Annotated in this window: 16 protein-coding genes; 8 read left to right on the plus strand and 8 right to left on the minus strand. The window is 73.6% G+C overall.

Annotated elements, in window-relative coordinates:
- Positions 1-690 (minus strand): helix-turn-helix transcriptional regulator (locus HF577_RS34095; RefSeq protein WP_169400125.1); only part of this gene is annotated, 690 nt, incomplete at its 3' end.
- Between the two features lie 64 nt (positions 691-754).
- Here HF577_RS34095 and HF577_RS34100 point away from each other — a divergent pair.
- A complete protein-coding gene (locus HF577_RS34100) occupies positions 755-1645 on the plus strand; it encodes an alpha/beta hydrolase (protein ID WP_169400126.1) in 891 nt (296 codons plus the stop codon).
- A gap of 4 nt (positions 1646-1649) precedes the next feature.
- Here HF577_RS34100 and HF577_RS34105 read toward each other — a convergent pair whose 3' ends face one another.
- Both HF577_RS34105 and HF577_RS34110 read right to left on the minus strand, forming a co-directional pair.
- Positions 1650-2402, minus strand: coding sequence for an SIR2 family NAD-dependent protein deacylase (locus tag HF577_RS34105; RefSeq protein ID WP_169400138.1), 753 nt, complete (start codon positions 2400-2402; stop codon positions 1650-1652).
- Positions 2403-2476: 74 nt separating this feature from the next.
- Positions 2477-2782: an antibiotic biosynthesis monooxygenase family protein gene (locus HF577_RS34110; protein ID WP_169400127.1), complete on the minus strand. Its 306-nt coding sequence runs from the start codon at positions 2780-2782 to the stop codon at positions 2477-2479.
- 19 nt (positions 2783-2801) lie between these two features.
- Between HF577_RS34110 and HF577_RS34115 the strand changes: the two genes are divergently transcribed.
- The 4 genes from HF577_RS34115 to gabP are packed head-to-tail and all read left to right on the plus strand — an operon-like array spanning position 2802 to position 6169.
- Positions 2802-3590: an alpha/beta fold hydrolase gene (locus HF577_RS34115; RefSeq protein WP_246267814.1), complete on the plus strand. Its 789-nt coding sequence runs from the start codon at positions 2802-2804 to the stop codon at positions 3588-3590.
- A 23-nt stretch (positions 3591-3613) separates the two neighbouring features.
- Positions 3614-4180 (plus strand): PadR family transcriptional regulator, encoded by a 567-nt coding sequence (locus HF577_RS34120; RefSeq protein WP_169400128.1) that lies wholly within the window; start codon positions 3614-3616, stop codon positions 4178-4180.
- Entirely contained in the window at positions 4177-4704 is a 528-nt protein-coding gene (locus HF577_RS34125; RefSeq protein ID WP_169400129.1) for a peptide deformylase, read from the plus strand. Before HF577_RS34120 ends, HF577_RS34125 begins: the two co-directional genes overlap by 4 nt.
- Before the next feature lie 52 nt (positions 4705-4756).
- Positions 4757-6169: a GABA permease gene (gene gabP / locus HF577_RS34130; protein ID WP_169400130.1), complete on the plus strand. Its 1413-nt coding sequence runs from the start codon at positions 4757-4759 to the stop codon at positions 6167-6169.
- On the opposite strand, the gene HF577_RS34135 is transcribed toward gabP, so the two are convergent.
- Positions 6113-6574 (minus strand): 2'-5' RNA ligase family protein, encoded by a 462-nt coding sequence (locus tag HF577_RS34135; protein ID WP_169400131.1) that lies wholly within the window; start codon positions 6572-6574, stop codon positions 6113-6115. The two genes, gabP and HF577_RS34135, sit on opposite strands and share 57 nt — an antisense overlap.
- Before the next feature lie 14 nt (positions 6575-6588).
- Entirely contained in the window at positions 6589-7455 is an 867-nt protein-coding gene (locus HF577_RS34140) for an HhH-GPD family protein (RefSeq protein ID WP_407692272.1), read from the minus strand.
- A gap of 160 nt (positions 7456-7615) precedes the next feature.
- Between HF577_RS34140 and HF577_RS34145 the strand changes: the two genes are divergently transcribed.
- Positions 7616-8074 (plus strand): hypothetical protein, encoded by a 459-nt coding sequence (locus tag HF577_RS34145; RefSeq protein ID WP_169400132.1) that lies wholly within the window; start codon positions 7616-7618, stop codon positions 8072-8074.
- Entirely contained in the window at positions 8071-8370 is a 300-nt protein-coding gene (locus tag HF577_RS34150; protein ID WP_169400133.1) for a transcriptional regulator, read from the plus strand. Before HF577_RS34145 ends, HF577_RS34150 begins: the two co-directional genes overlap by 4 nt.
- An 88-nt stretch (positions 8371-8458) precedes the next feature.
- On the opposite strand, the gene HF577_RS34155 is transcribed toward HF577_RS34150, so the two are convergent.
- Both HF577_RS34155 and HF577_RS34160 read right to left on the minus strand, forming a co-directional pair.
- Positions 8459-8947, minus strand: a complete 489-nt coding sequence (locus HF577_RS34155; RefSeq protein WP_169400134.1) for a beta-class carbonic anhydrase — start codon at positions 8945-8947, stop codon at positions 8459-8461.
- Positions 8948-9273: 326 nt separating this feature from the next.
- Positions 9274-9642, minus strand: coding sequence for a hypothetical protein (locus HF577_RS34160; RefSeq protein WP_169400135.1), 369 nt, complete (start codon positions 9640-9642; stop codon positions 9274-9276).
- Between the two features lie 7 nt (positions 9643-9649).
- On the opposite strand from HF577_RS34160, the gene HF577_RS34165 reads away from it, so the two are divergent.
- On the plus strand, positions 9650-10024 hold the full coding sequence (locus HF577_RS34165; RefSeq protein ID WP_169400136.1) for a hypothetical protein: 375 nt from the start codon (positions 9650-9652) through the stop codon (positions 10022-10024).
- A 15-nt stretch (positions 10025-10039) separates the two neighbouring features.
- Here the strand turns inward: HF577_RS34165 and radA are convergent, their stop codons facing one another.
- Positions 10040-11407, minus strand: coding sequence for a DNA repair protein RadA (gene radA / locus HF577_RS34170; protein ID WP_169400137.1), 1368 nt, complete (start codon positions 11405-11407; stop codon positions 10040-10042).
- Positions 11408-11658 lie beyond the last annotated feature (251 nt).

The following is an 11658-nucleotide window of genomic DNA, read 5'->3' on the forward strand; positions in this document are numbered from 1 at the left end:
GAGGGTGACGGGGCGGGCGTCGTCGGGGGGTGTGCCGAAGAGCGTGGCCGCGTCGTGGGCGGGGGCGGGTTCGGCGGTGAGGTGCGCGGAGGTGATCCGGCTGGTGCGGAACCACCGCGGTCCCTCCCGCAGGCGGCACCAGGCGAGCAGGTACCAGTGGCCCTTGGTCGCGGCCAGCGCCACCGGCTCGACGGCACGCTCGGTGATCTCGCCGGATCCCCCGACGTAGCGCAGGGCGACCACCTGCTGCCGGCGCACCGCCTCGTCCAGGACCTTGGCGACGGCGGGGCGCGGGGCCGCTTCGGGTATGCGCAGCCAGAGCCGCGCGGCGATGGCCTCGGCGCGGTCCCGCTCCGCCGCCGGCATCGCCGCGAGCACCTTCGACAGGGCGCTGCGCCCGTCCACCGCGAACGGCAGGGCGGGGAGGGCGGCCAGCGCCACCGCGATCGCGGCCGCCTCGGCACCGGTGATGTTCAGCGGCGGCAGCGTGGCGGCGTCCAGGACGTAGCCACCGCCGGGTCCGGCCTGTGCCCACAACGGGAGTCCGGCCTGGAGCAGGGCCTCGACGTCGCGCTTGATCGTGCGGGTGGAGACCTCGAGGCGTTCGGCCAGCCAGCTGCCGGTGCGTCCGGCCGGCCCGGCGGCACGAAGCTCCTCCGCGATCGCGTACAGCCGTTCGGTGCGGTTCACGTGTCGAGAATGCCCGGAAAACGGTGACACCACGGTGTCACCGACCCGCGGAGATGCTTCTGCCATGGCGACGACGAGCACTCCCCAGCACATCCGCCGCCCCGACGGTCGCCGCGTCGCGCTGCACGACCTCACGCCGGACGCCCCCGCCGGTGCCCCGGTGGTGCTGTTCCTCCACGCGGCACCCGGTTCCGGAGCGTTCGACCCCGACCCGGCGGAGACCGCTGCGCGCGGGATCCGGCTGGTGGCGCCCGACCGTCCCGGCTACGGCGGGTCCGACCCGGTGTCCGGCGGGGCGTTCGCAACCGTGGAGACGGCGGCGGAGGACGCCGCGGCGGTGCTCGAGAGCATCCTCGCGCCGGGCAGCACGGCTGCGGTGGCGGGCTGGTCGGCAGGGGGACGGGTGGCGCTCGCGCTCGCGGCCCGGCGTCCTGACCTGGTCGGACGGGTGGCCGTGATCGGGACTCCGGCTCCGGACGAGGAGGTGCCGTGGATCCCGGAGGAGAACCGGGCCGGCGTGGAGGCGCTCCGGGGTGCGCCTGCCGAGGTCGCGCACGAGGCGCTGACGGCCGCGTTCGGGCCGGTGCTGGCGGCGCTCACCGGCGACGCCCGCTTCGGGCTCGTCGGGATCGACGAGGTGGACGGGCCGGTGCTCGCGGAGCCGGGCGTGTCGGACCGGCTGCGGGCGATGCTCGACGAGGCGCTGGTGCAGGGCGGGGCGGGGATGGTCGCGGACATCGCGGGTTACACGCTGCAGCCGTACGGCTTCGATCCCGCCGACGTCGCGGCCCAGGTGCTGCTCGGCTACGGCTCGGCGGACGCGATCGGGCAGGCGCACGGCGTCTGGTGGCAGCGGCAGCTGCCCGATGCGCGGCTGGAGATGGTGCAGGGGGCGGGACACCTGCTGGTCGTGCCGTTCTGGAAGAGGGCGCTCGCGCACCTCGTGCCGGCGTGACGGATCAGCCGAGCAGGTCGTTCAGGGCGAGCAGGGTGGCTGCGGCGGGCGCGGCGATCGCCACGCCGCGGCCGTGACGCACGTTCGGCTCGCGCGGGTTGATCCGGACCAGCGCCCCGGACGCCGCGCTCGCGCGTTCGGCCTCGCGGCGAACCGTGGGGAGTGCCGTGCCCGCCCCGAGCTCCAGCACGGCGAGTCGCTGTCCAGCCGCCCGCAGGCCGCGCAGCCAGGCGTTGTGGGCCTGCATCTGGCCGGCTGAGCGGTCGGCGACCCACTCGACGTCGCCGAACATCAGGATGTTGGGACGGGCGAGCGCGCCGCACGACGGGCAGGACGGCAGCGGTCCGGTGGCGCGCATCGTGGCGTGATCGACCTCCACCACGACCCCGTCGGCCGGCCACACCGGTTGCCCGCAGTCGACCATGCACTGCAGGTGGTGGATGGAGCCGTGGCACTCGGTCACCTGGTCCTCGGTGAAGCCGGCGCACTGGAACTGGCCGTCGACGTTCGACGTGAAGACGCGCACGGGCACCCGCTGCGCCCACTTCAGCAGTACGCCGAACCCGGCGTGCGGCACCGTGCTCCGGTAGAGGGCCAGCCGGTGCCCGTAGAAGCCCCAGGCCAGCTCCGGGTCGGCCGCGAAGTGCATCGGGTCGGCGATCTCCTCGAACCGCAGTCCCAGCCCGCGGTAGGGCGGGTAGGCGCGCCAGAAGCCCTCCGGCCCGCGGAAGTCGGGCAGGCCGGAGTCGACGCCCATCCCGGCGCCGGCGCACACCAGCAGTGCGTCGGCGCCGTCGAGGAGGGCGGCGGCTGCGGACGCCTCCGTGAGGTTCAGGAAGCCGTGGAGCGCTGAACGACCTCGAACTCGAGCAGGGACGCTCCCGTGGCGACGGGCTTCGCGCGCTCGCCTCCGTGCGCCTCCGCGGCCGGCCCGTCCCGCCAGGCCTGGAACGACTCGTCGTCCTCCCAGTGCGTCAGCACGAAGTAGCGCGACTCTCCCTTGACGGGGCGCAGCAGCTCGAACGAGATGAAGCCCGGCTGCCCGTCCACGGCGTGCAGCCGGTTGGCGAACCGCTTCTCCAGTTCGGGCCCCGCGCCCTCGGGTACCTCGATGGCATTGATCTTCACGACGGCCATGCCACCTAGGCTAGCCGGGATGCGGCGCAGCATGCGGACCAGCGACGGTCTCGACCTGGCCGTGGTGGAGTTCGGCGGCGAGGGGATCCCGATCCTGCTGCTGCACGGCCTGATGGGCCGGGCCACCACCTGGTGGCCCGTGGCGGGATGGCTCAGCGCGCACGGCCGGGTCCTCGGTCCCGACGCCAGGGGCCACGGGCGGTCCGATGCCCGCGGGCCGTGGACCACCGACCGCATGACCGCCGACGCGGCGGAGGTGCTCGCCGAGGTGGGCCCCGGGGTGGTGGTCGGGCACTCGATGGGCGGGTTGCACGGCCTGGTCCTCGCCGCGCGGCATCCCGAGCTGGTGCGGGCGCTGGTCGTCGAGGACATGGGGGTGGACTTCCGGGGCCGCAGCGCCGCCGAGGCCGGTTCGTGGTTCGGTGCGATGCCACAGCCGTTTCCCTCGCTCGCCGCGGTGCGGCAGGCCTTCGGCTGGCCGCGCGCCGAGTTCGGCGACTACATGACCGAGTGCGTCGAGGAACGGCCCGACGGCTACCACCTGCTGGCCCGCGTGGAGGACACGGTCGGGATCGCGGCGGAGTGGGCCGAGCGGCACCACTGGGACGCCGTGGCCGCGGTCGGCTGCCCGACACTGCTGATCGAGGCCGCGGACAGCGTCGCGCCGGGCGGGCAGATGGCGGAGATGGCGTCCCGGATGCCGGCGGCCGCCCACGTGCGGGTCCCCGGCACCGGGCACCTCGTGCACGCGGGGGACCCGGGCGCCTACCGGGCAGCGGTAGAGGCATTTCTGACTACTCACATGTGAGTACTCGTGTTTTACTGCCCGGCGTGAATCCCACCCGCCTGTTCGTGCTCAGTGCGCTCGCGAAACGGGGCGCGATGTACGGCCACCAGATCCGTCGCGACGCCCGCGTCGACCGCGCGGAGCTCTGGTCCGACGTCCGGCCCGGCTCGTTGTACGGCGCGCTGCACCGGCTCGAGGGAGAAGGGCTGGTCCAGGCCCTGCGCACCGAGCAGGAGGGCAACCTCCCCGCGCGCACGGTGTACGAGATCACCGCCGAGGGCAGGCGCGAACTGCATGCCCTCCAGGCGGAGGCGTTCGAGGAGGTCCGGTTCCGGCCCGACCCGGTCGACCTCGCGCTCGCCACCGCGTCCGACCTCGACGAGAACACGCTGCGGGGCCATCTGGACGACCGGCGTCAGGTGCTGGCCGCGCGGCTGTCGCGGCTGGACCACTTGCACGACCGCACCTGGCCCGACCAGACCGTGGCCGACGACCTGGTCGCCGAGCACGCGCGCCTGCGCCTGCGCGCGGAGCTGGAGTGGCACGAGATGGTGCTCGACCAGCTCGGCAAGCTCACCGAGGCCACGGCCACCGGTGAGGCCGGGCAGTGACGGTCCGGCCGCTGCGCCTGCTCGGCGACCCGGTGCTGCGCACCCCGTGCGACCTCGTCACCACGTTCGACGCCGCGCTGGAGGCGCTGGTCACCGACCTGCTCGACACCGTGCAGGTGCCGGGGCGGGCCGGACTGGCCGCCAACCAGATCGGCACGTCGCTCGCGGCGTTCTCCTACAACGTGGAGGGCCGGCTCGGCTACGTGCTCAACCCCCGCATCGTCGAGACCGACGGCGAGTACGACGGCGAGGAGGCCTGCCTGTCCGTGCCGGGCGTGCAGGCTCGCCGACTGCGGGCGGCCTACGCACGGGTGGAAGGCGTCGACCTCCGGCAGCGACCCGTGGCCGTCGAGGGCACCGGGGAGCTCGCCCGCTGCCTGCAGCACGAGACCGACCACCTCAGGGGTGAGCTCTACATCGACGCGCTCACCGGCGAGCGCCGCCGCGCCGCCATGCGGCTGCTGCGGAGCCGGGCCACCATCCCCGGACCGGCTTCCGGTGGTGGGGACCGGCCGCTGGTGTGACGATGCGCGCACCCCCGGTCCGGGGTGTCCGCGAGGGGGAAGGGGACGGCCCGTGGCCGAGGTGGGTACCGCGCTGAGCTCCGGTCTGAAGAACCGGCACGTCACCATGATCAGCATCGCCGGAGTGATCGGCGCCGGTCTCTTCGTCGGCTCGGCCGACGCGATCGCCACCGCGGGGCCGGGCGTCCTCATCTCCTACGCGTTCGCCGGGCTCCTGGTCGTGCTCGTCATGCGCATGCTCGGGGAGATGGCCGCGGCCCGGCCCGACTCCGGCTCGTTCTCCACCTACGCCGACCACGCGATCGGCCCGTGGGCCGGGTTCAGCGTCGGGTGGCTGTACTGGTGGTTCTGGGTGCTGGTGATCCCGCTGGAGGCCACCGCAGCGGCCACGATCCTGAACTCGTGGATACCGGCCGTCGCCCAGTGGGTGTGGGCGCTGGCGATCACCCTGGCGCTCACGGCCACCAACCTGTTCGACGTCGCCAACTACGGCGAGTTCGAGTTCTGGTTCGCGCTGCTCAAGGTGATCGCGATCATCGCGTTCATCGCGGTCGGGGTGCTGGCGGTGCTCGGCCTGCTGCCCGGCAGCGACGTCAGCGGCGCGTCGCGGCTGTTCGACGACGGCGGGTTCCTGCCGAACGGGTTCGGCGCGGTGATCGCCGCCGTGCTCACCACGATGTTCAGCTTCATGGGCACCGAGATCGTGACGATCGCGGCGGCGGAGTCGGAGAAGCCGGCCGAGCAGATCGGCCGGGCGACCCGTTCGGTCATCTGGCGGATCTCGGTGTTCTACCTGGCCTCGATCCTGCTCGTCGTCGCCCTGGTGCCGTGGAACAGCCCGCGGCTGGCCGAGGCGGGCTCCTACCAGTCCGCGCTGGAGGCCATCGGGGTTCCCGGTGCGAAGGGGATCGTGGACGTCGTGGTGCTGGTCGCCGTGGCCAGCTGCCTGAACTCCGCGCTGTACACGGCGTCCCGGATGATCTACTCGCTCGGCCGCCGCGGGCAGGCGCCGCGCGCCGTGATGCGGACGACCGGCAACGGCGTGCCCCGCGTCGCCGTGCTCGCGTCCACGGCCGTCGGCTTCCTCACCGTGATCGCCAACTACCTGGTGCCCGAGGCGGTCTTCACCACCCTGCTCGCCACGTCCGGGGCGATCGCGCTGCTGGTCTACCTGGTGATCGCGGTGTCGCAGCTGCGGCTGCGCGCGAAGCTGGAGCGGGACGGGGCGGCGATGCCGGTGCGCATGTGGGTCTACCCGTGGCTGACCTGGGCCGTCGTGATCGTGATCCCGGTGATGCTCGTCTACATGGCCACCCGCGAGGCTTCGCGGTTCGACCTGGCGATGACCGCGCTGATCGCCGTGGTGGTCGTCGCGGTCGGCGTGTTCACCACCCGGCGTGCCGGTCGGTCAGCCGGTGACCTCGACCTCGACGACGCGCGCGCGGACCGGGGTGACCGGGTGTAGGGCGGCGAACGCGTCCGCGGGCCGTTCGGTGGCGAGCACGCAGTGCGGCAGCCACGTGCCGGGCAGATAGGCGGCGACGGGCCCGCGGACGCGGCCGGCCAGCGCGTCGTGCACCGCGGCGTGCACGGCCAGCAGTTCGGCGTCGACCACGGCGGCCAGCACCAGCTCGTCGGGGCGTCCGGCGACCGTGCCCAGGGTGGCGAGCCATACCGAGGGCAGCACGAGCAGCCGCAGCTCGGCGGCCAGTGCCTCCCTCGCGGGCGGGGGGACCACCCCGGCAGCCGCCACCGTGACGGCGGGCGTGTCGTCCGGCACGGCGAGGCCCAGCGAGCGCAGCCGCTCCCGGAGCGACGCCACCTCGGCGCGCGCGTCGTCGTCCAACCGGAAGCGGACGGTCTGGGCCATCGTGGCGGAGCGGGTCAGGCCGGCAGCGCGAAGCGGCCGTCGTCGTGCTGCTCGGCGAGGCCGTCCACCAGCAGCGAGTGCAGGCAGCGGTCCCGCTGGGCGGCGTCGGACCACGCCGCGTCCAGCGCCGCCCGCTCGACGGGACCGGGAGCGCCCCGCAGCACGTCGAGCAGCCTCCCGCGGACCTGGCGGTCGGTGCCGGCGAACGCCTGTACCGGCTTGCGTGGCCCGGCGTACTCGGGCCGTCCGGCTGCGACCCAGGCGCACTCCGACCGGACGGGGCAGCCGGCGCAGCGCGGGGCGCGGGCCGTGCAGACCACCGCGCCCAGCTCCATCAACCCGATCGACACGACCGCGGCGGACGCGTCGTCGGCGGGCAGCAGAGCGTCCACATCGGCGAGGTCGGCGGTGGTGCGGGCCGGTCCGGCGTCGCCGCGGCCGTGCACGGCACGCGCCACCACCCGCCGGACGTTCGTGTCGACCACCGGGCAGCGCCTGCCGTAGCCGAACGCGGATATCGCCCGCGCCGTGTAGGAGCCGACACCCGGCAGCGCCTCCAGCGCCGTCACGTCCGACGGGACGACGTCGTCGTGCTCGGCGGCGATCACCGCAGCGGCCTCGTGCAGGCGCAGAGCACGGCGCGGGTAGCCGAGCTTGCCCCAGGCCCGCAGGACGTCGGCCCGGGTCGCCGCGGCCAGCGCCGAGGGGGCGGGCCAGCGCGCCATCCACTCCGCCCAGACGGGTTCCACGCGCGCGACCGGGGTCTGCTGCAGCATGAACTCGCTGACCATCACCCCCCACGGGGTGGTGTCCGGACGGCGCCACGGCAGGTCACGGGCGGACGTGCGGTACCAGTCGAGCACGAGAGCGGGCAGTGGCACGGCTGACGATCGTGCCACTGCCCGCTCTCGGCCTGCTACACGACTCCCACGACAGACGCGTAGCACCGATCCTCACCACCTGCCTCGGCCTGTGACTACTTGCCTATTCGGAAAGAAGAAGCTAGTTTCCAGGGAGGCAAGTAGTCACAGGAGGTACGTCATGGACGAACGACTTCACGCCGCCGAGGCCCTGGCGAGTATCCGCGACCACCAGGAGCGCGCCCGGCGGCGCGCCCGCCTGCCATGGTGGGTCTACGCCGTGATGTTCGTACTGGTGGCAGCCGGCAGTGCGGCCAACGACTTCGTCTCCCTCGGCGGGGCGAAACTGCTCGCGCTGCTGGTGCTCATGGCGTTCGTGGCGGTGCTGGCGGTCACGTTCGCCACCCGGTCGGCGCCGCTGAGCTCGGTGCGCGGCGTACAGCCACGACAGTCCTTCGCGCCGCGCGCCTTCGTCCTGATCGCGGTGCTCGGCGGCGTGCTCGGCTGGCTCGTCGCGCAGTACGGCGCCGGGCTCACCGCCCACCTCGGCGCGTACCCCGACACCGTGGCCGGGCTGATCCACGGCGCCGTGTTCACGGGGCTCTTCGCGCTGAGCCAGCGGCTGACCGCCACCCGATGACCGCGGAGCTCGACCGCCTGCTGTCCGACCCGACCAGGCTGGCCATCATGGCGGTCCTCGGCGCGGTGGACTGGTGCGACTTCGCGTTCCTGCGCGACGAGGTGTCGCTGTCGGACTCGGCCCTGTCCAAGCAGTTGAGCACGCTGAGGAACGACGACCTGGTCGAGCTGCGGCGCACCTATCTGGGCCGGGTCCCGAAGACCTCTGTCCGGGCCACGGACGAGGGCCGCAGCCGCTTCCTGGCCCATGCCGAGGCACTGCAGCAGATCATCGCGCGCGCCTCACGCCCGGCATAGTGGCGGATGTCCCCGCCGGTACCGGTTCGGGCACGGGAGCGGGCAGTGAAACGGCCGGCGCATCGTGCCACTGCCCGTGCCCGGCCCGCTACCCGACCTCGTTCAGCTTCCCCGTCGCCACGTCGAAGACGAAGCCGCGCACCTGGTCGGTGTGCGGGACGAACGGGCTGGCCTTGATCCGGTTGATCGACTGGCGGACGTCCTCGTCGAGGTCGGGGAAGGCCTCGGCCGCCCACTCGGGCTTGATCCCCGTCTCGTCCTGGATGGACTTCTTGAACTCGTCGTCGGTGAAGGTGAGCATCCCGCATTCCGTGTGGTGGATGAGGATGATCTCCCGGGTGCCGAGCAGCCGCTGGCTGATGGCCAGCGAGCGGATCTCGTCGTCGGTGACCACGCCGCCGGCGTTGCGGATCACGTGGGCCTCACCCTCGCCGAGCCCGAGGATGCCGTAGACGTTGAGCCGGGCGTCCATGCAGGCGACGACGGCGACGTTCTTGGACGGGGGCAGCGGTAGCGGCCCCGAGAAGCTCTCTGCGTACCTGGCGTTGTTGGCGAGCAGTTCGTCCGTGACGGACATGGGTGTCTCCTGGTTCGGAACGAGGAGCCGTGGGCGAGCGCCCACGACAGTGGCGCGCGGAGGCCGCGTGGCGGACCGGAAAACGTGCGCGGTGCGCTACGCGACCGGGCGACAGAACTCGTCGAACTGCACGATGCGGCGACTCGGCCAGAAGGGCTCGAGTGCCAGCAACATCGGGACCACGCGAGGAGTGAACCGGCTCCGCCGAGCGGGTGCAACCCGCGCGTCGCGACGCGCCGAGGCCGAGCAAATTCCGCAACTTATGGTAGTCGCTCAGATACGGTGCGTGATGTGTGGGAGCCGGTGGGACCGCTACCCGCGTCCGTCTACTGGAGGCGGCGCTGGCTCGCAGTCGTGTCCACGACCACCGTGCTCGTGCTGGTGGCCTGGGCCGTGGCCATCCTGACGACACCCACCACGACCTCCGATGCTGCCACGACCCGTACGGCCAACCATGCCAGCGCGTCCGCTCCCCAGCAGGCCTCGCCGCCCCCGGAAGCCGCTTCGGCGTCCCCCCCGCCGTCGTCGCAGCCGGGGGCGGTGGGGCCTGCACCCGGACCGTCCTCCGTGCCGGTGTCGGGCCCGTCGGGTCCCCCCATCACGTCCGAGCAACTGATCCCGGACGACTCGCCGCGCCGGTCGGTGCCGGTTCCTCCGCCGGTGCCCGTGCCGCCGACCGGGCCGGTGCCCTGCACGAACCAGATGCTGACGGTGGGCGCCGAGATCGACCGTCCCGAGCATCGCGTGGGGGAGCGGCCGGTGTTGCGGCTGGTCGTCACCAACATCAGCGACCAGCCCTGCATCCGGGACCTGGACTCGGCCCGGCAGGAGATCGTGGTGTGGGGCGCAGGCGGTGCCCGGATCTGGTCGAGCAACGACTGCGTCAACGCCGGCAGCACCGACCTCCGGACCCTCGTCCCCGGTCAGCCCGTCGCGTTCGCCGTGCGGTGGGCGGGCCGCACCTCGAGCCCGGGCTGCGCCGCGCCCCGCACCGAGGTGCCTGCCGGCGAGTACAACGTGATGAGCAGGGTGGACGACGCCATCAGCGCCGCCACCGCGTTCCGCCGGGTGCCGTGACGCCGTCCGCCGACCTCAGCGGATCGCCTGCAGCACGGCCCCGACGTCGCGGACCTCGGTGATCTTCATGCCGGCCGGGGCCACGCCGCTGTCCGGGGGAACGAGCGCGTGGGTGAAGCCGAGCCGGGCGGCTTCGGCGAGCCTGCGGTCGACGCCGGTGACGCGTCGGACCTCGCCGGCCAGCCCGATCTCGCCGAGCACGACGACGTCCGACGGCAGGGCGACGTCGCGGCGAGCCGAGGTGATGGCCAGCGCCAGTGCCAGGTCGGCGGCGGGTTCGACCACCCGCATCCCACCCACGGTGGCGGCGTAGACCTCCGCGTCGTGCAGCCGCACGCCCGCCCGCTTCTCGAGCACGGCGAGCAACATCGCGACGCGGGCGTTGTCGAGGCCGCTGACGGCCCGCCGGGGGCTGGGGATGTCCTTGCCCGTGACGAGCGCCTGGAGCTCGGCGGGGAGCGGCCTGCGGCCGTCCATCACCACGGTGACGGCGGTGCCGGGCACCGGTGGGCCGCCGAACCGCGCCAGGAAGAGCCCGGACGGGTCGGGCATCCCGACGATGCCCTCGTCCCGCAGTTCGAAGCAGCCCACCTCGTCGGCCGGGCCGAAGCGGTTCTTGACCCCGCGCACCATGCGCAGCGTCGAGTGCTTGTCGCCCTCGAACGCCAGCACGACGTCGACGAGGTGCTCGAGCACCCGCGGGCCGGCGATCGCGCCGTCCTTCGTGACATGTCCCACGAGCACCACCGGCAGCCCGCGCTCCTTGGCGAGCCCGGTGAGCGCGACGGTCACCGCGCGGGTCTGCGTCACCCCGCCCGGGGTGCCGTCGGCGTCGCCCGTGGACATCGTCTGTATCGAGTCGACGACGAGCAGGTCGGGGCGCAGCTCGTCGATGTGCCCGACGATCGCGCCGAGGTCGGACTCGGCGGCGAGGTACAGCTCGTCGTGCACCGCCCCGGTGCGCTCGGCGCGGAGTCGAACCTGACCGGCGGACTCCTCACCCGTGACGTACAGCACCCGCCCCGTGGCGGCGGCCTTGGCCGCGACCTCCAGCAGGAGCGTCGACTTCCCGACCCCGGGCTCGCCCGCCAGCAGGACGACCGAGCCGGGGATGAGCCCACCACCGAGCACGCGGTCCAGTTCGGACACGCCGGTGGGCCGCGAGCGGGCCGAGTCGAGCGCGACGTCGGCGATCCGGCGGGCGGGTGCAGTGGGGGCTCCGGCGGCGACCCTCGTCCGGGTGGGCGCGGCCGCCACCGGGGCGGCCTGTTCCAGGCTGCCCCACGCCTGGCAGGACGGGCAGCGTCCGACCCACTGCATGGCCAGGTGTCCGCACTCGGCGCAGCGGTAGCCGCCACGGGCCGTGCGGGTGCGCGGAGTCAAGCCTGCTCCTCGCTCGTGCCGGTGGGCGGGGGCGGGATCACGGCCGGCACGCGGACGCGCCCGCCGGTGCGGTCACTCGGCCGATGCGTCGCGGGGGCCGGTGGGGTTCTCGACCGGAACGTTGAACTGGAGGACTCCGCCGCGCTCGAACGTGAAGGTGACGGGGTAGGTCGGGCCGGCCTGGATGTCCTCGCGCAGGCCGGTGAGCACGATGCTCGCCTCGCGGGCCGACCCCGGCGCGGCGGGAGGGG

The sequence above is a fragment of the Pseudonocardia xinjiangensis genome (genome assembly GCF_012911925.1).
GTDB lineage: Bacteria > Actinomycetota > Actinomycetes > Mycobacteriales > Pseudonocardiaceae > Pseudonocardia > Pseudonocardia xinjiangensis.

Bases quoted from the DNA above. Each gene is read 5' to 3' on its own strand.
- HF577_RS34100 (WP_169400126.1), top strand. From the start codon at position 755: ATGGCGACGACGAGCACTCCCCAGCACATCCGCCGCCCCGACGGTCGC.
- HF577_RS34105 (WP_169400138.1), bottom strand. From the start codon at position 2,402: ATGGGCGTCGACTCCGGCCTGCCCGACTTCCGCGGGCCGGAGGGCTTC.
- HF577_RS34110 (WP_169400127.1), bottom strand. From the start codon at position 2,782: ATGGCCGTCGTGAAGATCAATGCCATCGAGGTACCCGAGGGCGCGGGG.
- HF577_RS34115 (WP_246267814.1), top strand. From the start codon at position 2,802: ATGCGGCGCAGCATGCGGACCAGCGACGGTCTCGACCTGGCCGTGGTG.
- HF577_RS34135 (WP_169400131.1), bottom strand. From the start codon at position 6,574: ATGGCCCAGACCGTCCGCTTCCGGTTGGACGACGACGCGCGCGCCGAG.
- HF577_RS34145 (WP_169400132.1), top strand. From the start codon at position 7,616: ATGGACGAACGACTTCACGCCGCCGAGGCCCTGGCGAGTATCCGCGAC.
- HF577_RS34150 (WP_169400133.1), top strand. From the start codon at position 8,071: ATGACCGCGGAGCTCGACCGCCTGCTGTCCGACCCGACCAGGCTGGCC.
- HF577_RS34155 (WP_169400134.1), bottom strand. From the start codon at position 8,947: ATGTCCGTCACGGACGAACTGCTCGCCAACAACGCCAGGTACGCAGAG.
- HF577_RS34165 (WP_169400136.1), top strand. From the start codon at position 9,650: ATGCTGACGGTGGGCGCCGAGATCGACCGTCCCGAGCATCGCGTGGGG.